The 20,943-nt window shown below is 37.7% G+C and carries 21 protein-coding genes; 17 read left to right on the top strand and 4 right to left on the bottom strand.

Translation table 11 applies throughout. The features are described 5' to 3' along the window. Positions 1–137 precede the first annotated feature (137 nt). Together ACNHOZ_RS19415 and fsa are read left to right on the top strand one after the other, a co-directional pair. Positions 138–647, top strand: a complete 510-nt coding sequence (locus ACNHOZ_RS19415; protein ID WP_063247220.1) for a hypothetical protein — start codon at positions 138–140, stop codon at positions 645–647. A 60-nt stretch (positions 648–707) separates the two neighbouring features. Further along, positions 708–1,376, top strand: a complete 669-nt coding sequence (fsa, locus tag ACNHOZ_RS19410; RefSeq protein ID WP_013082751.1) for a fructose-6-phosphate aldolase — start codon at positions 708–710, stop codon at positions 1,374–1,376. A 63-nt stretch (positions 1,377–1,439) separates the two neighbouring features. Here fsa and ACNHOZ_RS19405 read toward each other — a convergent pair whose 3' ends face one another. Continuing rightward, positions 1,440–2,333: a sigma-70 family RNA polymerase sigma factor gene (locus ACNHOZ_RS19405; RefSeq protein WP_048021398.1), complete on the bottom strand. Its 894-nt coding sequence runs from the start codon at positions 2,331–2,333 to the stop codon at positions 1,440–1,442. Between the two features lie 301 nt (positions 2,334–2,634). Here ACNHOZ_RS19405 and ACNHOZ_RS19400 point away from each other — a divergent pair, with 301 nt between their 5' ends. Next, positions 2,635–3,159, top strand: a complete 525-nt coding sequence (locus tag ACNHOZ_RS19400; protein ID WP_028413738.1) for a DinB family protein — start codon at positions 2,635–2,637, stop codon at positions 3,157–3,159. A 189-nt stretch (positions 3,160–3,348) separates the two neighbouring features. Further along, positions 3,349–4,404: an aldose epimerase family protein gene (locus ACNHOZ_RS19395; RefSeq protein ID WP_048021397.1), complete on the top strand. Its 1,056-nt coding sequence runs from the start codon at positions 3,349–3,351 to the stop codon at positions 4,402–4,404. A 62-nt stretch (positions 4,405–4,466) separates the two neighbouring features. Here the strand turns inward: ACNHOZ_RS19395 and ACNHOZ_RS19390 are convergent, their stop codons facing one another. Together ACNHOZ_RS19390 and ACNHOZ_RS19385 are read right to left on the bottom strand one after the other, a co-directional pair. Next, the gene (locus ACNHOZ_RS19390) at positions 4,467–4,592 is read right to left on the bottom strand and encodes a hypothetical protein (RefSeq protein WP_255900447.1); all 126 of its coding nucleotides are present in this window, start codon (positions 4,590–4,592) and stop codon (positions 4,467–4,469) included. A 65-nt stretch (positions 4,593–4,657) separates the two neighbouring features. Beyond that, the gene (locus ACNHOZ_RS19385; RefSeq protein ID WP_013056563.1) at positions 4,658–5,080 is read right to left on the bottom strand and encodes a CBS domain-containing protein; all 423 of its coding nucleotides are present in this window, start codon (positions 5,078–5,080) and stop codon (positions 4,658–4,660) included. 216 nt (positions 5,081–5,296) lie between these two features. Between ACNHOZ_RS19385 and ACNHOZ_RS19380 the strand changes: the two genes are divergently transcribed. From ACNHOZ_RS19380 to ACNHOZ_RS19325, 12 genes are all read left to right on the top strand, one after another. After that, complete coding sequence (locus ACNHOZ_RS19380; RefSeq protein WP_048021395.1) at positions 5,297–5,761, top strand: hypothetical protein; 465 nt, start codon at positions 5,297–5,299, stop codon at positions 5,759–5,761. 535 nt (positions 5,762–6,296) lie between these two features. Further along, positions 6,297–7,706 carry a sigma-54 interaction domain-containing protein gene (locus ACNHOZ_RS19375; RefSeq protein WP_048021393.1) on the top strand — a complete coding sequence of 470 codons (1,410 nt, stop codon included), beginning with the start codon at positions 6,297–6,299 and terminating at the stop codon, positions 7,704–7,706. A gap of 315 nt (positions 7,707–8,021) precedes the next feature. After that, the gene (locus tag ACNHOZ_RS19370; RefSeq protein ID WP_048021391.1) at positions 8,022–9,317 is read left to right on the top strand and encodes a CitMHS family transporter; all 1,296 of its coding nucleotides are present in this window, start codon (positions 8,022–8,024) and stop codon (positions 9,315–9,317) included. Between the two features lie 10 nt (positions 9,318–9,327). Continuing rightward, on the top strand, positions 9,328–10,662 hold the full coding sequence (locus tag ACNHOZ_RS19365; protein ID WP_048021389.1) for an acyclic terpene utilization AtuA family protein: 1,335 nt from the start codon (positions 9,328–9,330) through the stop codon (positions 10,660–10,662). Continuing rightward, positions 10,643–10,954, top strand: a complete 312-nt coding sequence (locus tag ACNHOZ_RS19360) for an AtuA-related protein (RefSeq protein ID WP_048021387.1) — start codon at positions 10,643–10,645, stop codon at positions 10,952–10,954. The genes ACNHOZ_RS19365 and ACNHOZ_RS19360 overlap by 20 nt, the downstream gene beginning before the upstream one ends. Before the next feature lie 28 nt (positions 10,955–10,982). Continuing rightward, the gene (locus ACNHOZ_RS19355; protein WP_048021385.1) at positions 10,983–12,080 is read left to right on the top strand and encodes a chitobiase/beta-hexosaminidase C-terminal domain-containing protein; all 1,098 of its coding nucleotides are present in this window, start codon (positions 10,983–10,985) and stop codon (positions 12,078–12,080) included. A 397-nt stretch (positions 12,081–12,477) separates the two neighbouring features. Then, complete coding sequence (locus tag ACNHOZ_RS19350) at positions 12,478–13,416, top strand: cytochrome c oxidase subunit II (protein ID WP_048021513.1); 939 nt, start codon at positions 12,478–12,480, stop codon at positions 13,414–13,416. Position 13,417: 1 nt separating this feature from the next. Next, positions 13,418–15,385 carry a cytochrome aa3 quinol oxidase subunit I gene (gene qoxB, locus ACNHOZ_RS19345; RefSeq protein ID WP_048021383.1) on the top strand — a complete coding sequence of 656 codons (1,968 nt, stop codon included), beginning with the start codon at positions 13,418–13,420 and terminating at the stop codon, positions 15,383–15,385. Between the two features lies 1 nt (position 15,386). Further along, positions 15,387–15,986, top strand: a complete 600-nt coding sequence (gene cyoC, locus ACNHOZ_RS19340) for a cytochrome o ubiquinol oxidase subunit III (protein WP_048021381.1) — start codon at positions 15,387–15,389, stop codon at positions 15,984–15,986. After that, a complete protein-coding gene (gene cyoD, locus ACNHOZ_RS19335) occupies positions 15,987–16,283 on the top strand; it encodes a cytochrome o ubiquinol oxidase subunit IV (RefSeq protein WP_048021379.1) in 297 nt (98 codons plus the stop codon). Positions 16,284–16,430: 147 nt separating this feature from the next. Then, positions 16,431–16,925: a universal stress protein gene (locus tag ACNHOZ_RS19330; RefSeq protein ID WP_026106550.1), complete on the top strand. Its 495-nt coding sequence runs from the start codon at positions 16,431–16,433 to the stop codon at positions 16,923–16,925. 339 nt (positions 16,926–17,264) lie between these two features. Further along, positions 17,265–18,149 (top strand): SDR family oxidoreductase, encoded by an 885-nt coding sequence (locus ACNHOZ_RS19325; RefSeq protein ID WP_048021377.1) that lies wholly within the window; start codon positions 17,265–17,267, stop codon positions 18,147–18,149. Positions 18,150–18,193: 44 nt separating this feature from the next. Here ACNHOZ_RS19325 and ACNHOZ_RS19320 read toward each other — a convergent pair whose 3' ends face one another. Further along, positions 18,194–19,096, bottom strand: coding sequence for a COX15/CtaA family protein (locus ACNHOZ_RS19320; RefSeq protein ID WP_014460550.1), 903 nt, complete (start codon positions 19,094–19,096; stop codon positions 18,194–18,196). Positions 19,097–19,487: 391 nt separating this feature from the next. Between ACNHOZ_RS19320 and ACNHOZ_RS19315 the strand changes: the two genes are divergently transcribed. Next, positions 19,488–20,924 carry an NAD(P)-binding domain-containing protein gene (locus tag ACNHOZ_RS19315; RefSeq protein WP_048021375.1) on the top strand — a complete coding sequence of 479 codons (1,437 nt, stop codon included), beginning with the start codon at positions 19,488–19,490 and terminating at the stop codon, positions 20,922–20,924. Positions 20,925–20,943: the final 19 nt, after the last annotated feature.

The raw sequence follows: 20,943 nt of genomic DNA, 5'->3' as shown, positions 1-20,943 counted from the left end.
ATATAATGAAAGCGTAAACAGTAAAACATGTCGGTTGGTTAAGAAAAACATCCACAAAAACTGGATTTGTTATTACATAAAATCAGACCTCTGTTTTTTTATAAAAATAAATAGAACTTGAGAAAGGGAGAATGAGAATGGACATATTGGATGCAAAAGTAGTGAATACAAAGTACGGTTTAGAAACATATCTGGATGTATCAGAAAGCGTAGAAATAAAAGAAATTCATATGCCAAGTTCAGAGAATCAATCTCATAAAATTAAATTTGGAATCAAGTATTTTCTTTTAAGAGAAGGAAAGTATTACGATAGCCAAAAAGGTTATTTCTGGCTTTGTATGAATCACGATTTTAGCAGCCTTATGCTGAGTGAAACGGAAACAGAGAGTTTGTTTGCAGTTAAAAGTAAAGAAGAAAGAGAAGCAACAAAAACGCTATTAGCAGAATGGTTTATCCAAACGAATGCGTATAAAGAAGTCATCAACGAATGTATCCATCAGATTAAAACGGAGAATATTCGTACAGAGGAAGACATCGAAGACCGCGTGGACGCTATACAATTTTTAGAAAAACTAAAGGTATTAACTGCAAAAGAGATTGAAAACGCTTCTATAGAAAATCTATATGCGCTGCAGCAAATTGGCTAGGCTATAGTTCGCGTACGCTGAAATGCAGATTGATGTACAACAATAAGGAGGAATAGTGAGATGAAATTTTTTATTGATACAGCAAACCTTGAGGATATTAAGAAAGCATATAAAGTTGGTGTTCTAGCAGGTGTAACAACCAATCCATCTTTAGTAGCAAAAGAAGGCGTAAGATTTGAAGACCGCATCGAAGAAATTCTTCAAATGGTACCGGAGGTTGAATCCGTTTCCGCTGAGGTAACGCCTGACGCACTTTCTGCTGAAGACATGATCGCTCAAGCTGAAGAACTGATTAAAATTAACGATGGAGATAAAAATATTACGATTAAGCTGCCTATGACATTAGCTGGCTTGGAAGCGACGCGCTACCTTGCAAAAAAAGGCGTAAAAACAAATGTAACCCTAATCTTTACAGTAAACCAAGCGCTTTTAGCAGCTCGTGCTGGAGCGACGTATGTTTCTCCATTTTTAGGACGTCTTGATGATATTTCAGAAGACGGAGTACAGCTGGTATCTAAAATTGCTGAGTTATTCCGCGTTCAAAACATCGACTCTCAAATTATCGCCGCATCTGTAAGACACCCGGATCATGTAACGCGCGTAGCACTTGCAGGGGCTCATATTGCCACAATTCCATACGCTGTTATTGAGCAATTAGCAAAACACCCGTTAACTGACCAAGGAATGGAAAAATTTGCAGCAGATTGGGAAAAAGCAGTTAAAGCTTAACAAAAAGTCATATCAATAAAAAAAGCTTGGGATAAGCATAGCTTATCCCAAGCTTTTTTTCGTTTAACTCGCTAGTTTCTTTTTACGTAGACGCTCTAAGCGGCGCTGCACGCTATTTCTTGAACGCCCGAGCAGCTGCCCAATTTCTCGCTGATTGCGCTTTTCCTGATAAAACATACGCCACAATTTAGCATCTTCTTCTGCTGTCCACTTTTTATGCTCGTATTTAGGGCGCTTTACATAGTCTAGCCTTCTTTGTTCATTCACCCACGCTGGTTCTGGAATAAGCGTATTTTTAGGTATTTTAAAAAAGTTAAGGCACGATTTATTTTGTTCAGCCCACTTCCAAAAAGATTGAATGTCAATTCCCATGAATGTTCTTGTCTTGGCGATGATCATTTTATACGGTAGATTCTCTTTATGAATCCACTTGTAAATTGTATGAACATCTACTTCGAGGCAGGCTGCTAGCTCACACGCTGTGATATGTCCTACGTGCGATTTAGCTCCATACACCTCTAAACGACTTAACCTCGATTCTAGTGCCTGCACACTTCGCTGCAATTTCGCTGATATGCGCGAAAGGGGTTTTGTTCCGTAATACCTTAGCAAATATTCGTCTTCTTGTACGGTCCATCTTCGCATCGCAGTTTTTCGAGTTAAACCCAAAACTTTTATGCGCGTAGCAATAGAAGAAGGACTTCTGTCTAAGGATTCTGCCATTTCACGGTTGTTCATGATATCAATGTTCTGCTGTAAAAAAGCATCTTGTTTCGGCGTCCACTTTTTACGTAAAGCTGTATCTGAAGCTCGAAGATTTAATCGAGTAAGCCGTTTATTAACCGATTCCTTGCTTCTATGTAAATGCTCACCCATCTTTTGAAGCGTCATAACGCCATAGTGTTGGATAAGAAATTTATCTTCTTCTTTTGTCCATCGCTTTTGATTTTTACTCACTGTTGTCTCACTCCAATTCACACGGAAAGCTCAAGATGAAAAAGCATCTAGTAATCTATTTTACGGATGAGCAATATCCATTCAGACTGATACTCGCTGCGTTTTAGCCTATATATATTTTATCATATTTCTAGAGAAAAACCAAACGTGTGTTCTTATTTTGTTTTAGTCATCATAAAAGGAATTAGAAAAATAGTTGGCTCCTTTAATAGAAGCGAATTATGGTAAAATTGACTATAATCTCTAAAAGATTTACATAACTGACAGCTCAGCATCATTGCGTTGAGAAAGGAGAATGAGCATGAATTTTAATTTAAAAGAAGCGACCGAAATACTTGAGCGTACGCCTAAGACGCTTGAAAAACTTTTGTCGGGTCTATCTGCAGGGTGGCTGCAATGTAATGAAGGAGAAGGAACTTGGAGTACCTCGGAAGTAATAGAACATTTAATAGAAGCAGAAAAAAATAATTGGATACCAAGGCTAAAATTCATCCTTCAAGAAGGAAAAGGAGGAGCTTTCCCTCCATTTGATCGCTATGCTCATTTACACAAGGAATCTACTAGTTCTATTGAAGAAAAGCTTCTTGAATTCAACATGATAAGAATGCAGAATTTACAACAACTAAAGCTGTTAATTAAGCCTGAAAAGCATCTTGAAGTGAGAGGAGAACACCCGGAGTTTGGGGAAGTAAAAGTCAGAGAGTTGCTCTCGACTTGGGTTGCTCACGATTTAACGCACATTGCCCAAATTGTTCGAGTAATGGCAGAACGATACAGAGAAGATGTAGGGCCTTGGGAAGAATACTTAGGAATACTAAAGAAATAGCAATGACAAACAGTAGCCAGCCTTTATCATTCAAGCTTGAATTAGAAAATGTACACGATTACAATAAAATGAGAATAATGAAGATTCAGGAAGGATTGCAGAGGGAACTATAAGAACATATCCCATGTGTATAACATGTAGGGTCCGTTAAGCAATTTACGAATAAAAAGAGGATTGGACTGATTAAAAATGAAAGTGAATTTTGAGAAATTTGGCGAACTAAACAATCAAGCTGTACATGCTTATACCTTATTAAATGATGAAGGGCTTAAAATCACCTGCCTTGACTATGGATGTGTGATATCAAATATTGAAATGCCAGATTCTGAAGGGAAGATTGAAAGTGTTGTCTTGGGATTTGATTCAATAGAAGAATACCAAAAGTATTCTCCTTATTTCGGAGCTGTGGTCGGACGCGTAGCAGGACGTATAGGGGGAGCGGAGTTTCAGCTTAATAATGAAACCTATCGTCTAGAGAAAAATGAAGGAAACAACCATTTGCATGGCGGTTCAGAAGGGTTTAGCCACAAAATATGGCATGCAAAAACAATCGAGGCAAGTGATCACGTAGGTATTGAATTTACATATGTAAGTAAAGACGGAGAAGAAGGGTACCCTGGCAATCTTGAAGTGAAAGTTACGTATACGTTGACTAATAAAAATGAGTTTCATATCTCTTACGAAGGAACAACAGATCAAGACACTCTTATCAATTTAACAAACCATACGTATTTCAATTTAAGCGGAAATCTAAAGGAAACGGTCTTAGATCATGTTTTAAAGCTGAAAAGTAACGAATTCTTAGAGCTGAATGATGATCTTTTACCTACTGGAGAAACGATAAGTGTCACAGATACCCCATTTGATTTTAGAGAAGGACATAGCCTCAAGGAAGGAGTGGAATCTACACATCCGCAAAATGTATTAGTTGGTAAAGGATACGATCATCCATTTCTTTTAGAAGCAGAAGCTGAAAATCAGATGTCATTATTTGATCCAGCAAGCGGTCGCAAAATAGAAGTCAAAACGGATCAGCCTTCAGTTGTTCTCTATACGGGAAATCATCTAGATGAAGAATTTGAAATTAGAGGGGTTCACTCAGAGAAATACCTCGGTGTTTGCTTGGAAACACAAGGTTTACCAGACGCTATTCATCATAAGCATTTTCCTTCTTGTGTATTAAAGCCAGGTGAGAAATATGAAGCATCTACTCACTATACATTTATAACTGATCGCAGCCTGTAACAAAACGGAATGATAAAAAGGATTACAAACGAGCCTCTGCCGATTGTAATCCTTTTTTATTCTTACTTTTTCTTTTGGCTTTTTGCACGATTAGCGTCAAGCTCAGCCGCATATTCTTCTTGAGACTTTCCTTGCTTTTGACTCTCAGACTGAATCTTTTTAAATTTGTTATCGTTTAAATCTGGCATATTAGCACCTCCTTGCAGACAGGGTTATTTTGTACAAACATTAAGGATTTATATGCTAAAAAGTTTTAATGAACTTGATTAGAAATTTCGCTCAATGCTGCACCAGCTTCATCAACATATACGTTCACTGTCGCAAGGTCACCGATTGCACAGATTCCAACCATATTATTATTCTCCACTACAATAATGCGGCGAATTTGATGATCGGCCATCATACGTGCACATTCATGAATATCCGTATCTGGAGAACAAGTAATCACATCTTTAGTCATACAATCATGGCAATGCACAGTGTTGCAATCTTTTCCATCCGCCACGCAGTTTAACACGATATCACGGTCTGTGATCATTCCCATTACTCGATTTTCTTGACACACTGGCACAGACCCACAATTAATATCACGCATTAATTTTGCTGCAGCTGTTACTGGGTCGTGCGGTGCACAAGCTTTCACATCTTTAGTCATAACTTCACGTACTGTAGTCATTTTTAATTCCTCCTTTTAAACATTCACCTCCATATTTTCTCCATGCACATGCAGAATATGAGAATTAATAATTTCCTGAAAGCAAAAAATCTTGTAATAAAAGACGAATAAAAGAACGAACGCAGTGTAATAAACACATAAAAAAGAGCCTATTACACAAACTAAAGAGAATATGATTTAGCTTACATTTTCGTAACGGCAGGAGTTGGGTACATAATGAAAGGAAAGTTAACGCTTTTGGCAGTACTTTTATTGCCTTGGCTGTCTATAATAAAAGTTGATAAATTTGTCTTTAAAAGATACCTACCTGTTTTGACATTTAGTTCATTAGTTATTGCTTTTATCAGTGAGTTATCTAAAAGCTTTACATGGTGGAAAGTGAGCAAACCTCTTTTCCCTAAACTTTCAAGCGACGTTTCTTTTATATTTGGACCGTTTTTTATAGCTAATTTTTGGGTATTCAAGCTGACCTATGGGAATTTCAAAAAATATTTGTTAATTAACATCCTATTTGACTATCTATTTGCTTATCCCTTGACCAGTTTGGCAGAAAAATTAAAGGTATACAAGATGGTCAACATGACGCGTTTTCAACTTTTTGTGATCTCGATTGCCACTGCTCTTATTAATTATTTCTATCATTATTTTATAGAAGATGTATTAAGGAAGAGAAGGCAATAGCTGATAGTTCGTTAACGAGCTCCTCGGCATTTAAGTTTCGCTTACTGTCAATCTTGAATGGTATTAAAGGTCTTCAAGTGTAGTACATAAATACTTAGCAGAGATACTAAAAGTCCAATAAATAGCGAAATAATAAAAAGAGAAGCGTGAGGGAGAAGACCAATCTCTTTCACGTTTCTCTTTTTTGTCATGTATATAAACTTTATCTGTACACGGTCATGGGCAAATACGTTAAAGATTGACCAGTAGCTGAAGCTGTTAAATTCGGTTCTAATTCAAAATTCAAAATGGGTAAATACGGAAAAACTACGGTGATAAGTTTCTTTGAAAAGAGAAATATTTCTCTTTTCAAAGAATGCTTCATCTTGAATATAAATAATGGAATAAGATCAAACACGGTTATATCCGCTTTTATAAATCAGATTATTCAAATTAATTGAGCGGACTCTGTTTCAAAAAAGAGAAAGTTAGTTGATAATTATAAATAAAGCAAGAATCTACTCTCAAGTTATTATAGAAAGGAGCTTACAATACTGTGAAGAATACATTCCAAGAGCACATAGAGGTCGACTGCTCTTCTAAAAATTTTAACTGGTGGCATGCAGTTATAAATTCGATAAATGATGGTATTCTAGTTATCGACAGAGAAGGGATTGTCAGATTTATTAACCCAGAGTATACAAAGATTACAGGAGTAAAAAGTGATATTATTGGAAAGCCACTAATAGAATATCGCCCAGGAGCTCAGTTAACAAATGCTCTAAAAGACCAACAATGCAGAGTAGGTGTATATCGAAAAGAAAAAAATCGGGAATATATGGTGGATATGGCTCCAATTATAATAGAAGGTAAAGTTGCAGGAGCCGTATCGGTTTGTAAAAGTCTTAATGAAGTTGACAAGTTATCAAAGGAATTGAGAAGACAAACCGAAAAGTTAAAGAATTTAGAAAACCGAATGGATTCTATCTATGAAGCAAAATATACATTTGAACAAATAATTGGTAGGGAAGAAGGGTTAAGGCACGCCGTTCATATAGCTGAAAAAGTAGCAGAATCTCAATTTCCTATTCTTGTGACGGGAGAAAGCGGCACGGGAAAAGAATTATTTTCACAGGCTATACATAATAAAAGTGAGCGCCAGCATGGTCCTTTTATACCTGTAAATTGTGCGGCTATTCCTTCGTCTCTGTTAGAAAGTGAACTTTTTGGATATGGAGACGGTGCTTTTACAAATGCTAAAAAAGGCGGGAAGGCTGGACTATTCGAAATAGCAAACAACGGAACTATATTTTTAGATGAAATTGGAGATATGTCATATGATCTTCAAGCTAAGTTGTTAAGAGTTCTGCAAGAGAAGAAAATCAGAAGGGTAGGAGAAGCTACTGAACGAGAAGTTGACGTAAGAATTATTGCTGCTACGCACCGCAACTTACAGCAGCTTGTGAATAAGAAACAATTTCGAGAAGATTTATTTTATAGACTTAACGTTATTCAACTAGAGATACCTCCTTTGAGAGAAAGGAAAGAAGATATACGTAAACTCGTCTCCTCCTTTATTAAATACTCGACCGCCAATGCATCTTACAAAATTGACGAATATACACTAGGCTTTCTTCAATCCTATCATTGGCCTGGCAACGTAAGAGAATTAAAAAATGTGATTGACTATGCCACATGTATGGCAGAAGGTACAGATATTATGTTTCATCACCTTCCACAATTTATGATTAAAGATGAACAAAGCTTTTCAGACGTTCTAGGTAAGGTAGATAAACCTAATCAAACACTGCAGGAAGCTATACAGGATAAAGAGTGCGCATTTATTCAGGAAATATTAAGAAAATACCCAAATAATATTGGGGGAAAAAGGAAAACAGCAGAGGTTTTAGGTATTTCTTTAGCTACTTTATACAATAAAATGAAGAAATATAATATTCATTTCTAAGTCGTTAGAAAGATTTCTAGATTTTCAGAAATGCTGGAAACTATGTATTAAGAAACGTATCTCTTCACTGAGCGGTGATTATTTCTAAAATATTAGAATTTCAATTGACAAGAACAAAAAAAGAAAGCAGATTCATTGATAACGCTTTCTTTTTTTGTTGTGCAATAAATTTTTTTGTCACATTTTGAAAGGGTTTTGTAAAGGTTTGTTGCTGTTTTTACATATCCTTGGCATGAATCCTGCAAGAATAAAAAGTACAGAAGTTTTTTACATCCAAGATTCATCAATCTACAAATTTAGGGCAGGGGGGATTACATGTTAGCATTATTAGGATTTTTAATTATTGGTTTATTTCTATTTTTAATTATGACCAATCGTTTATCTGTATTGATTGCTTTAGTTCTCGTACCAACTGTTTTTGCATTAATAGGTGGATTTGGATTAGAAATGGGAGACATGATGTTAGAAGGCATTATAAAAGTAGCACCTACAGGCATTATGATTGTTTTTGCAGTTTTGTACTTTGGTTTAATGATTGATACGGGTTTATTTAATCCTATGATTTCTAAAATGCTTCGTCTAGTTAAAGGAGATCCATTAAAAGTAGTCGTAGGTACAGCTATTGTTACGATGCTTGTATCATTAGACGGTGACGGTGCATCTACTTTTATGATTACCATTACAGCGCTGCTACCTCTTTATAAAAGATTAAAGATGAATCCTCTTATTTTATCAGGAGTGGTTGCTTTAGGAGCAGGAGTTATGAACTTAGCTCCTTGGGGGGGGCCTACTGCTAGAGCCATGACTACATTTAATGCAGATTCTTCTCAATTATTTAACCCTGTTATCCCCGCGATGATTGCTGGGATTGTGTGGGTGTTAGCATCTGCTTTTTGGCTTGGGAAAAAGGAGCGGCAGAGACTAGGAGTCATTGAACTAGAAGAACATATACAAGGGTTTACAGAACATGCAGCTGCTCTAGAAATGAAAAAGCCCCAGCTTTTTTGGTTTAATCTTGCTTTAACAATTTTGCTTCTTATCGCGTTAATTAAAGTATGGCTGCCTTTACCGATTTTATTTATTGTCGCGTTTGCAATTGCTCTTTTAGTCAATTATCCAAATCCAGAAGAGCAGCAAAAACGCTTACTAAGCCATGCAAATAACGTTTTAATTGTTTCTACGATGATTTTCGCTGCAGGTATTTTCACGGGTATTTTGACAGGAACAAAGATGATAGATGGAATGGCTTCTGCAATGGTTAGTATTATCCCTGAATCACTAGCTTCTTACTTACCTGTACTAGTAGCAATTACAAGTATGCCTCTTAGCTTAGTGTTTACACCGGATGCCTACTATTTTGGGGTCTTACCAATTATTAGCCAGACGGCTTCTAACTTTGGCATCAATCCAATTGAGATTGGCAGAGCAGCTATTTTAGGACAGATGACGACTGGATTTCCATTAAGTCCTTTAACCGCCTCGACCTTTATCCTTGTAGGGTTAGCGGGAGTGAATTTAGGCGATCATCAGCGTTTTATCTTTAAGTGGGCATTTGGAACCACCATTGTTATGACGATTGTGGCATTAATAACGGGAGCAATTACTATTTGAGGTGATGAAAATGATAAGAATTGGATCAGGCGCGGGTTTTTCAGGAGATCGATTAGAACCGGCGGTTATATTGGCTGAAAAAGGAAATTTAGATTATTTAGTATTAGAATGTTTAGCTGAAAGAACAATCGCACTTGCCCAAAAAAGAAAAAGTCAAAATCCTTTAATGGGTTATGATCCCTTATTGGAAAAAAGACTAGAGCTTCTTTTGCCTATTATCAAGAAAAATAAAGTGCGAATTATTACAAATATGGGGGCAGCCAATCCAATAGGTGCTGCTGAAAAAGTTGTGGAAATGGCTAACCGATTGAACATTGAGATAAAAGTGGCGGCCGTATCCGGAGATGACGTACTAAAGTTGATAGATAGAAATGGATTGACTCTAGAAACAAATGAACCGATATCTCATTTTGGTAACGTTATATCTGCAAACGCTTACCTTGGTGTAGGAACAATATTGCCAGCTCTAGAGACAGAGGCTCAAGTTATTATTACCGGTAGAGTAGCAGATCCGTCTTTATTTGTTGCTCCAATGGTACACCACTTTGGATGGTCTTTAGACGACGTAGATAAAATTGCTCAAGGAACAGTAATTGGACACTTATTGGAGTGTGGGGGACAGGTAGCTGGTGGTTATTTTGCTGATCCCGGAAAAAAAGAAGTCCCAAAGCTTGCTGAATTAGGTTTTCCATTTGCTGATGTTAAAGAAGATGGGACAGCCATCATTACTAAAGTAGAAGGGACAGGAGGAGTCATCAACTTAGCTACTGTAAAAGAACAGCTTCTTTACGAAGTAACTAACCCTCATCAATATATAACACCGGATGTTATTGCAGATTTTACTTCCGTTCATTTACAGGAAATTAAATTGAACCAAATTCAAGTGTCTGGCGGAACAGGTATAACAAGGCCTGAAACGTTAAAAGTCAGCGTAGGTTACGAAGCAGGTGTTATTGGAGAAGGGGAAATTTCCTACGCTGGATCCAATGCTCTAGAAAGAGCTAAGCTAGCTGGTGAAATTTTATATAAGCGTTTAAAAGATAAAGTGGTCGACTTAAGAATTGATTATATCGGTATTTCTTCCGTTCATAGAGTCTCTTTTCAAGAATCAGATCCTTATGAAATCAGGCTGAGAGTAGCAGGGAAATGTCTTACTTTAAAGGAAGCAGCCAAAATTGGAGAAGAGGTAGAGGCTCTTTATACAAATGGGCCCGCAGGTGGAGGCGGAGCAAGAAAGTATGTTAATGAAGTAGTAGGAATTGTTTCTACGTTGATTTCACGTAACAAAATAGAAACCTACTTTACATTAAAGGAGAGCATAACAAATGAAAAAGAAATTATATGAACTTGCTCACAGTCGAGCTGGGGATAAAGGAAACACGCTTATGCTATCACTAATTCCGTATGACGAAAAAGATTATTTTTTATTACATGAAAAAGTGACTGCTTCGGAAGTGAAAAAACACTTAAAAAATATTGTAGAAGGAGACATTGTTCGCTATGAGGTTCCTAATATATCAGCGTTTCAATTTGTATGTCACCGCGCGTTACTTGGTGGAGTGACTACTTCTTTAGGAATGGATACGCACGGAAAAAGCTTAAGTTATGCCCTGCTGGAAATGGAAGTAGACATTTGAATAATAGTATAAAGGAGGTACTTTATCAGTGAACAATACGTCAATACAAAAAGTTCTAAGTTTTATTACTATAGGAGTTCTTATTCTAGCTTTCTTTCCTTTAAGTAGTGTTGCGGCAAAAGAAGAAAATAATTATAAAAACGTAAAAAAACCAACCTCTTCAGTTTTATCAGGTAACTATTATTTGGAGCAGAAGATTGAATTAAAGACAAGCACACCAGGTGCGAAAATTTACTATACACTTGACGGGAGCACTCCGACCAGTCAAAGCAATCAGTATTCGAACCCAATTATTATTAATAACGATACGGTGCTTAAAGCAATTTCCATAAAAGGAAACGCGAAAAATAAAAATCAGAAAAATCATAGTGATATAGCTATATTTACTTATTCATTTGAAAGCAGAGAATCTATAGCTACTCTATTTTTATCATTCACTTATAAAACAATGCCCTACCGACTTTATGTGCCTAAAGACTATGATTCTACAAAATCATATCCTCTGGTGCTATTTTTACACGGAGGTGGTGAACGAGGAAATGATAATACAAAACAGCTTCTTGGCAACGACGGAGCCATCATTTGGGCTTCACCAGAAAATCAACGAAAGCATCCTGCTTTTGTTTTAACTCCCCAAGCTCGTAATGTACCAAGCGGAGGCTTCACCGTTACAAGAGATGATAACAATCAAGTCGATTTAGCAAAAGTATTCGAAACATCAGAAGATTTAAAAACGGCTTATGAAATTCTACAAAGTGTAAGAAAATCCTACAATATAGATAGTAATCGCCTTTATTCTACAGGACTATCTCAGGGAGGATTTGGCACATTTAACTTAAATATAGAACACCCTAATTTGTTTGCTGCGATGGTTCCGATAGCGGGAGGAGCCGATCCAGCTAAGGCGCACTTTCTTATCAACAAACCAATATGGGCTTTTCATGCTGAAGACGATTCTGTCATTCCTGTTACCTATTCAAGGAATATAATAAGTGCTATAAAAAAAGCTGGAGGACATCCGCTATATACGGGATATCCTAAAGAATTAAAGTATGATCATGCTTCATGGGTTCCTGCGTATCAAAACCAGAAACTGATTGAATGGATGTTTCAGCAGGTCAAATAAGCAAATCAGTAAATGTTAAAGCTCAATACTTCATCTAGTACTTATGAAAAAACTCTTCCAGTTAATAAAATCTGGAAGAGTTTTTTGCTTTTATTAGGCTAGTCACAAGGCACCTTTTATCCCCCACATTTACCCAAATATGTGACGAAATTATGGTAAAGGTATTCAAAATAGATAAAAATCGCTTCAAGTGTGAGAAATATCACACCTTTTAAACATACAACATGATAATTTTTTAGGAGTAAGCAATATGTCATGACAAACTTCAATATGTTAGGAGGTTTTTAACCTTTTGATCTGTTGAGATGCATCTCTAATATGAACGTTTATATACCATTATTATGTACAGAGGATTTAGAGGAAGGGAGCCTGAACTTAGGTGAGAAAGCAAAAATCAATGCATATTAGCAAGTTAATCATTCTCTCCGTATTCATCACAATTTTTTTAGCAGGCTGTGATAGTCGTTATTTGATTTTAAATCCACAGGGGGCGGTAGCTCAAAAAGAATACCAGTTAATTATTTTTTCCATAATTTTATGCGCAATTGTCGTTATTCCTGTTTTAGGTCTGCTTGTGTATATCGTTTTACGCTACCGTGATAAGCCTGGAAACAAGGCTCCGTATCGACCAGATTGGGACGATAGCAAGCGTCTTGAATTTATTTGGTGGGGCATCCCTATTATTATTATTGGCATTTTAGGTTTCGCTACGGCCAAGACGACTTATGAATTAGTAGATCCGCCGAAAAAAGATGTAAAGCCGCTAACGATTGAAGTAACGTCTCTTGATTGGAAATGGTTATTTCAATATCCGGATCAAGATATTGCGACAGTCAATTATGTCGAAATTCCAAATAATGTGCCCGTTCAATTCGTGCTAACGTCAGATGCACCTATGAATTCCTTTTGGGTACCCCAGCTGGGAGGACAATTATATACAATGCCGGGAATGGCCATGGGGCTTTGGCTGCAAGCTAATCACAAGGGAGAATATTTTGGTTCGGGTGCTAATTTTACGGGTGAAGGGTTCGCCCATATGAACTTTAAAGTTAAATCTACATCGACAAAAGAATTTAATCAGTGGGTAAAGCAAGTGAAAGAAACATCACCAGCTTTAACAAAAGCTGATTATAACAGTCTTGCAAAACAAGGTCTTTCTTTAGAGAAATCGTATTCTACCATTCCTAAAGGTTTGTTCCAAGAAACTGTCATTAAAAACGGTGGTCAATATTATAGTCAGCATCACCATATGAAAAATGAAGACATGAAGACAATGAATGTGGCTTCTGATGAACAAGCACATACACAGCACGAGCACCAGGAAGGAGGAAACTAAGTTGTTAGACAAATTAAAAGATTTTTCATCTCATTTTTTTGTGACAGGGGAGCCAATGATTTACGGAGCCGATGTCGCCGTATTGTTAACACTAGCCGGTATTATTTTTGTTCTTACGTATCTTAAAAAGTGGAAGTGGCTATGGCGTGAGTGGCTCACAACGGTGGATCATAAAAAAATTGGAATCATGTATATGCTTTCTTCATTGTTAATGCTGTTTCGAGGCGGAGTAGATGCATTATTGATGCGTATGCAACTAGCATTCCCTCAGTGGCATTTTCTAGATTCTAATCATTACAACGAAATTTTTACTACGCACGGAACCATTATGATTCTATTTATGGCAATGCCGCTTATGTTTGCTTTCTTTAATATTGTTGTACCTCTTCAAATTGGAGCAAGAGATGTCGCCTATCCTTTTTTAAACGCGGTAAGCTTTTGGCTATTTTTCTTTGGCGCCATGCTTTTCAATTTGTCGTTTGTAATCGGAGGATCGCCAGATGCAGGGTGGTTGAGTTATCCGCCGCTTTCTGGCATGCAGTTCAGTCCTGGACCAGGTCAAGATTTTTATATTTGGGGCATTCAAATATCAGGTATTGGCAGCTTGGCTTCTGGAATTAATTTTATTATGACCATTTTAAAAATGCGTGCGCCTGGCATGAAACTTATGCATATGCCGCTATTCACGTGGTCTGTTCTAGCAAGCTGTATTATTATCATTTTCGCGTTTCCTGTATTAACCGTAACGCTTGCTTTATTGTTTGTCGACCGCTTCTTTGACGGACACTTGTTTACCATGACCGGCGGTGGAAATCCGATGATGTACATTAACTTAATTTGGATGTGGGGACATCCTGAAGTGTATATTGTTGTGCTTCCGGCATTCGGCATTTTTTCTGAAATTGTTGCAACGTTTTCTCAAAAGAAGATATTTGGCTATAAATCTATGGTTTTTTCAATGATGATTATTAGCGTTCTATCGTATTTCACATGGGTGCATCATTTCTTTACGATGGGTGCAGGTGCTAATGTAAATGTGTTTTTTGCTATTACGACGATGGCTATCGGAATTCCAACGGGTGTTAAAGTGTTCAACTGGTTATTTACGATGTTCCGCGGCCGTATTCAAATGACTCAGCCAATGCTATGGACAATTGCTTTTATCCCATGCTTTGTTGTAGGAGGAGCAACCGGTGTTATGCTTTCAGCAGCTCCCGCAGACTATCAGTATCATAATAGCTATTTTTTAGTTGCACACTTTCACCAAGTATTAATCGGAGGCGTTGTATTCGGCTTTTTTGCAGGTTTGTACTATTGGTGGCCAAAAATGTTTGGCTTTAAGTTAAATGACCGTCTTGGTAAATGGGCGTTTTGGACGTGGAATATTGGTTTTTACGTATGCTTCATGCCTCAATATGCATTAGGATTTATGGGAATGACACGCCGTATTTATACGTACGATTTTGACATGGGATGGGGACCGCTGAACGTTATCTCTACAGTGGGAGCCTTCTTTATGGGCATAGGGTTTATCTTTCAAGCATGGCAGATTATTCATGGCATTAAGTACGGAGAACGAGATGTAACAGGAGATCCTTGGAATGGCCGTACATTAGAATGGTCCATTCCTTCACCGCCGCCGCACTACAATTTTGCAGTGATTCCAACAGTAACCGGGCAAGATGCGTGGTGGACGATAAAAGAAGAAAGAAAAAAGAAAAAAGCGAAGGAAACAGCGGCTTTTTCTCCAATTCATATGCCTAAGAATTCAGGTATTCCATTTATCATGTCGGTTTTCTGGTTCATTGCTGGTTTTGGCTTAACGTTCCACTGGGTATGGGTAGCGATATTCGGTTTGACAGGAGTAGGAGCTTGTTTACTAGCCCGTTCTTTTCAATACAACTCGGACTATTATATTCCCGTGGATGAAATTCGACATACAGAAGATTCAGTAGGGAGGGTCGGGTAACATGGCATATGCGACAGCGCATCACGAAGAACATCACCATGAACATGATGATGAAATCAAAGTTATGGGTTTTTGGCTTTTCCTCGTAACGGACTGCATCTTATTTGGAGCATTATTTGCTACATATGCCGTTCTTGTTAATCATACTGCGGGAGGCCTTACAGGAAAGGAATTTTTTGAAGTCCCAGGATTTGTTTCTGAAACGTTTATCTTATTAACGAGCAGCTTTACAAGCGGATTGGCCGTGTTAAGCATGCACAAAGGAAAAATAAAGCCTTTAATTGGCTGGCTAATTGTAACTCTGCTTTTAGGTGTATGCTTTGTTGGACTTGAAATTCATGAATTTCAAACAATGGTTCACGAAGGAGCAACCATTTCTACGAGCGCATTTTTTACGGCTTTCTACACGCTGGTTAGTACACACGGGCTGCACGTTTCGGTCGGAATCATTTGGATGATTTCAATTACAATCCAGTTAAAACGATACGGAATTACCTCTATAACAAAACGAAAAGTGACGATTATCAGCTTATACTGGCATTTTCTTGATGCTGTCTGGATCTTCCTTTATACGGTTGTGTATTTAATGGGGGTGATGTAGATGGAGAACCAAGGGTCGTTAAAAGCTTATACAACCGGATTTGTTTTCTCGATTATTTTAACCATTATTCCTCTGCTACTGGTATTAAACCACGTACTTGCTAAAAATATATTACTAGCTAGCATTCTAGGAATGGCCGTGCTTCAATTTTTTGTTCAATTGTTTTTCTTTATGCATATTAAAGACGGAGAAAAGCCTCGTTATAATGTGATGGCTTTAATACTTGGAATCGTTTTTGTTATTACGATTGTAGCAGGATCTATTTGGATAATGACTTTTAACTCTCAAGTTCAATAAAAATGGAGCCGTGCCCCCACACGGCTCTATTTTTTATTAATTTCTATAACTTGTGATAAAAATCACATACTTTCGCTTGCGCAAGAAGTACAATAAAAGTGTAGCAAAGAAAGTTCTTTATAAACGAATGTTAAAGGAGAGATTATGATGAATATGGCTTATCGTAACATCCTCGTAGCAGTAGACGGTTCTGTAGAAGCGGAGTGGGCATTCAAAAAAGCAGTTAACAGTGCGAAAAAAAATAACGCTCATTTGATAATTTGTCACGTTATCGATATACAGGCGTTAAGTCCATCACCTTATGCATTTTATACGGATACACGCTTTCAAGATGCAGAGAAATTTGCTGAAGAACTTTTAACCAACTATAGTAACCTAGCCATTAAGGCTGGAGTAACGAAAGTCGAAACCTTAATTGAACACGGTTCTCCTAAAACAAAAATATCTAAAAAAATTGCTCCCGATAAGCACGTTGATTTAATTGTATGCGGTGCAACCGGGTTAAACGCGGTAGAGCGTATCTTAATTGGAAGTGTATCTCAGCATATTTTGCGCTATGCCAAATGTGATGTGTTAATCGTTCGCACCCCTAAAGAAGCTGAAGAGGAATCAAAGCCTTTACAAGTAGAACTAACAGAGTAGCAGGCACAGACGAGAAATAAAACTTGTTGTGCACAGCAAAATAAAAAGCTCTCACTATTTCATTTATTTAAAGAGGGGGGGAACGTATTTTAGTTAAAAGAAGATCCGAACAAGGAGTCAAGGTTCTCAAGAGAGAACGTGACTCGTTCGGATTTTTTTATTGTGATGGTGAATGTATTTTTCGTGTATCCAGCTGTTGATTGAAGGGGAATGGCAGAAAGAAAGGTGAGGATAGTAGAGCACATCAAACATGTTTATGAAAGAAGAAGAGGGGAAGAACAAGTATATAGAAAACTTTTCCTTAGTTGGTTAAGGTTGATTTATAAAGGAGTGACGAATATGTCAAAGTTAAATAATCCATTAACTCAATATTTCCATGAAGACTATCCAAAGCAGTATCAAGAACCGCCTGGTGTACAAAAAGAAATGAACGTCATCCCAGACTGCGGGGAGAACAGTTACATAGGTGCAGGTAAATTAAAAGGCAGAAAAGCTCTTGTGACAGGTGGAGATTCAGGTATTGGCCGAGCAGCAGCTATCGCTTACGCAAGAGAAGGAGCGGACGTTGCGCTTAATTACTTGCCACAAGAGCAAACTGATGCAGAAGAAGTAAAAAAGCTTATTGAGGCAGAAGGCAGAAAAGCAGTACTTATACCTGGTGATGTAGGCGAAGAATCTTTTTGCAAGGAGCTAGTAGAAAAAGCTTATAAAGAATTAGATGGATTAGACGTTTTAGCGCTCGTAGCAGGTAAACAGCAGGCAGTAGAAGATCTTGCTGATTTAGAAACGGATCAGCTGCGCAAAACCTTTGAAGTAAATGTATTCTCTTTATATTGGACCGTAAAAGCAGCGCTGCCTTATTTACCGGCAGGTGCTTCTATTATTACCACAAGTTCTGTACAAGGCTATAGCCCAAGTCCTAATTTATTAGATTATGCAGCTACAAAGTTTGCCATTAACGGATTCACTCGCGGACTAGCCAAGCAATTAGCTCCAAAAGGTATTCGCGTTAACTCCGTTGCTCCAGGACCTATCTGGACGCCGCTTCAAATTTCTGGAGGGCAGCCAAGCGACGCTATTCCAGGCTTTGGACAAGATACACCTTTGCAGCGTGCTGGTCAGCCGGTAGAGTTAGCAAATGTATACGTATTTTTAGCTTCAACGGATGCAAGCTACGTAACAGCTCAAGTTTACGGAATTACAGGCGGAATAGAACTAGCTTAAACCAAAAAACACGTGCAGTTCATAACTGCACGTGTTTTTTGGTTTTATCGTCTTTTACCTTTTAAAGTTTGTACACAAATGTAGCTAAGCGTAGCGAATAACGCTGTAATAAATGCCGAGTGAGACAGTGTAGCAAAGACATTTAAACGAGACATGACAACAAAGATACCGCTAAATATTTGAGCAAAGGTTAAAGCAACTGCAATGATGGACGCGTAGTAAATATCACGGCGAGTTTCTTTATACTGTTTGATAGCAGATACCATAATCCAAATGATAAGAACAAACAGCACAAGAGCAGCAAATCGGTGAGCAAAGTGAATGCCTGTTGTTCCTGATAGCTTTGGAATAAGAGTGTTGCCATAACAAGCCGGAAAGCTTGTACACGCTAAGCTTGCACCTTTGTGACGCACATATGCACCTAAATAAATATCGCAGTAGGTAAATATAAGCGTAAACCATGCGAGCCATCTAAATTTGCCTGTAACGGCTCCTTTAATAAAATGATCCGAACGGTCCTTTTGAATAACAAATATTGAAAGTAAAAATACACCGGTAAACGCAATAAGCGAAAGACCGAAATGCAGGGCTAGCGCCTCAGCTGATTGAGGCCAGATAACGGCAGAAGCCCCGAGCAACGACTCGATAACGATAAATGCAATACTCATGATCGCTAAAATTTTCACTTCACGGTTTCTGCGATAACGAATCCAAGCCCAAATAGAAAATGCTAAAACAAGAAGACCTGCAAATGCGGTAATCAAACGATGCGTATATTCAATCATTGTTGCTACTGCGTATTCGGGTATTAACTGCCCGTTACATAGTGGCCACTCGTTTCCGCACCCTAATCCAGACCCTGTGGTTGTGACCAGACTGCCGGCAATCATTAAAATAAACATAACAATCGTTGTAAATATAGCTGTTATTTTAAATAAATTTCTCATACGTTGACTCCCTTTGTTGAGTTACTAATTATGACTATAGATTTGATGAATACGATAGTCAAGTAGTAGAGCGTAATTAACAAATAACTGTCACAAACTCGCACATGTTTTCCTTAAATTTGATGTCAGAAAAGCTTTCTTCACTAAGCTTTGTAATGGTTTTTTTCTTTTAAACAATGTAAATATGCTTTCATACATAAGGTATAAAAAATTATATTAGTGATTTTATACAATTTGCAAAAAAAACTTTAGAGAGAATGGAGATACAATCATATTCCAAAAGTGATAATATAAATATAAATCAAATGATGTTATAAAACCTATCATTTTATGTTAGATATAAAATAAACTTTTTTATCACGGAGAAACTTTATTGAAAGGAGAGATAACGATGAGCTTAGAAGCTTTAAATAAAAGAGTAGAAACCGATCTTTCTTACCTTTCTTTCAGGAAACCAACAGAAGCACAGCCAATTATCCCTAAAAGTGGACACGTATACGATGTAATCATTATTGGAGGAGGTCAAAGCGGTTTAGGAACGGCTTTTGGCTTGCTGCGAGAACGCGTGTCAAATATTCTTGTTATTGATGAAAACCGTTCGGGTTTAGAAGGTCCGTGGGAAACGTATGCACGAATGATTACGCTGAGAACGCCCAAAAACTTAACATCTATCGATTTAGGTATGCCTTCGCTTACGTTTCAAGCGTGGTGGGAAGCACAATTTGGCTCAGAGGGCTGGGAAGCTCTTGACAAAATTCCAAGAGGAGACTGGATGAATTATTTACGCTGGTACCGGAGTATTCTTAACCTTCCTGTGGCAAATGAAATAAAATTAACGTTAATTGAGCCGACGGAAACAGGTATTCATCGCTTGCATATTGAAGGGAATGGAGCTTCGTGTCCTACACTGATGGCACGTAAAGTTATACTAGCTACAGGAATTCAAGGAGGAGGAGAGTGGCATGTCCCGCCTATGATTTCTGAAAAATTGCCGCCTCATCTTTATTCTCATACTTCCCAAACGATTGATTTTACTACGTTAAAGAACAAAAAAGTAGCTGTTTTAGGAGGAGGAGCTTCGGCGTTTGATAACGCCAACTATGCGCTTTCCGAAGGAGTTGCTGAAGCTCATGTATTTGTTCGACGAAAAGAACTTCCGCGTATTAATCCAATCAGACAAATGGAAGATTCAGGAATGATTGAGCGTTTTCATGCTCTGTCAGATGCTGAAAAATATGAAGTAATGGCTCATTTTTTCGAATACAATCAGCCGCCTACGAATGATACATTTGGACGCGCTTCCTCATGGCCAGGTTTTCATTTGCACGTACATGCACCGTGGCTCGATGTCGAGGGAAAACAGGACAAAGCAGTTGTAACAACTCCTCAGGGAGTCTTTACATTTGACTATTTAATTATTAGCACAGGCCTGCTAACAGATCCGGCTCTTCGTCCAGAATTACGTCTTGTTGAAAAACACATCGCCCGCTGGAGCGATTATTACAAAGCACCGCATGAAATTGCCAATCCAGTATTGGATGCCCACCCTTACCTTAGTAATGGCTTTGCTTTTTCAAATCGCAATGGGGAAGGTCAAAAAATGGTATATGGCCTTTTTGCTTTTAATTATTCCGCTTTAATTAGCTGTGGAATTTCTGCTTCCGCTCTTTCAGGGCTGAAATATGCGATACCGAAGCTCGTATCAGAAGTCGCCAATCAGCTTTTTATTGATAACCGCCATGAGAATTTAACCAATTTCTTTGACTATAATGAGCCTGAATTTATCGGCAGCTGGTCAAAAGACGCTAATCAAGTGAAAACAACATAATAAAACTACATTTTTAACA

It is taken from the genome of Priestia sp. D51 (assembly GCF_053345675.1).
This window is presented reverse-complemented; position numbering and strand designations above follow the sequence as displayed.

What these genes read in the sequence shown, in the direction of transcription:
- ACNHOZ_RS19415 (WP_063247220.1), top strand. Translation starts at nt 138, where the DNA reads ATGGACATATTGGATGCAAAAGTAGTGAATACAAAGTACGGTTTAGAA.
- fsa (WP_013082751.1), top strand. Translation starts at nt 708, where the DNA reads ATGAAATTTTTTATTGATACAGCAAACCTTGAGGATATTAAGAAAGCA.
- ACNHOZ_RS19400 (WP_028413738.1), top strand. Translation starts at nt 2,635, where the DNA reads ATGAATTTTAATTTAAAAGAAGCGACCGAAATACTTGAGCGTACGCCT.
- ACNHOZ_RS19395 (WP_048021397.1), top strand. Translation starts at nt 3,349, where the DNA reads ATGAAAGTGAATTTTGAGAAATTTGGCGAACTAAACAATCAAGCTGTA.
- ACNHOZ_RS19390 (WP_255900447.1), bottom strand. Translation starts at nt 4,592, where the DNA reads ATGCCAGATTTAAACGATAACAAATTTAAAAAGATTCAGTCTGAGAGT.
- ACNHOZ_RS19385 (WP_013056563.1), bottom strand. Translation starts at nt 5,080, where the DNA reads ATGACTACAGTACGTGAAGTTATGACTAAAGATGTGAAAGCTTGTGCA.
- ACNHOZ_RS19380 (WP_048021395.1), top strand. Translation starts at nt 5,297, where the DNA reads ATGAAAGGAAAGTTAACGCTTTTGGCAGTACTTTTATTGCCTTGGCTG.
- ACNHOZ_RS19370 (WP_048021391.1), top strand. Translation starts at nt 8,022, where the DNA reads ATGTTAGCATTATTAGGATTTTTAATTATTGGTTTATTTCTATTTTTA.
- ACNHOZ_RS19365 (WP_048021389.1), top strand. Translation starts at nt 9,328, where the DNA reads ATGATAAGAATTGGATCAGGCGCGGGTTTTTCAGGAGATCGATTAGAA.
- ACNHOZ_RS19360 (WP_048021387.1), top strand. Translation starts at nt 10,643, where the DNA reads ATGAAAAAGAAATTATATGAACTTGCTCACAGTCGAGCTGGGGATAAA.
- ACNHOZ_RS19350 (WP_048021513.1), top strand. Translation starts at nt 12,478, where the DNA reads ATGCATATTAGCAAGTTAATCATTCTCTCCGTATTCATCACAATTTTT.
- cyoC (WP_048021381.1), top strand. Translation starts at nt 15,387, where the DNA reads ATGGCATATGCGACAGCGCATCACGAAGAACATCACCATGAACATGAT.
- cyoD (WP_048021379.1), top strand. Translation starts at nt 15,987, where the DNA reads ATGGAGAACCAAGGGTCGTTAAAAGCTTATACAACCGGATTTGTTTTC.
- ACNHOZ_RS19330 (WP_026106550.1), top strand. Translation starts at nt 16,431, where the DNA reads ATGAATATGGCTTATCGTAACATCCTCGTAGCAGTAGACGGTTCTGTA.
- ACNHOZ_RS19325 (WP_048021377.1), top strand. Translation starts at nt 17,265, where the DNA reads ATGTCAAAGTTAAATAATCCATTAACTCAATATTTCCATGAAGACTAT.
- ACNHOZ_RS19320 (WP_014460550.1), bottom strand. Translation starts at nt 19,096, where the DNA reads ATGAGAAATTTATTTAAAATAACAGCTATATTTACAACGATTGTTATG.
- ACNHOZ_RS19315 (WP_048021375.1), top strand. Translation starts at nt 19,488, where the DNA reads ATGAGCTTAGAAGCTTTAAATAAAAGAGTAGAAACCGATCTTTCTTAC.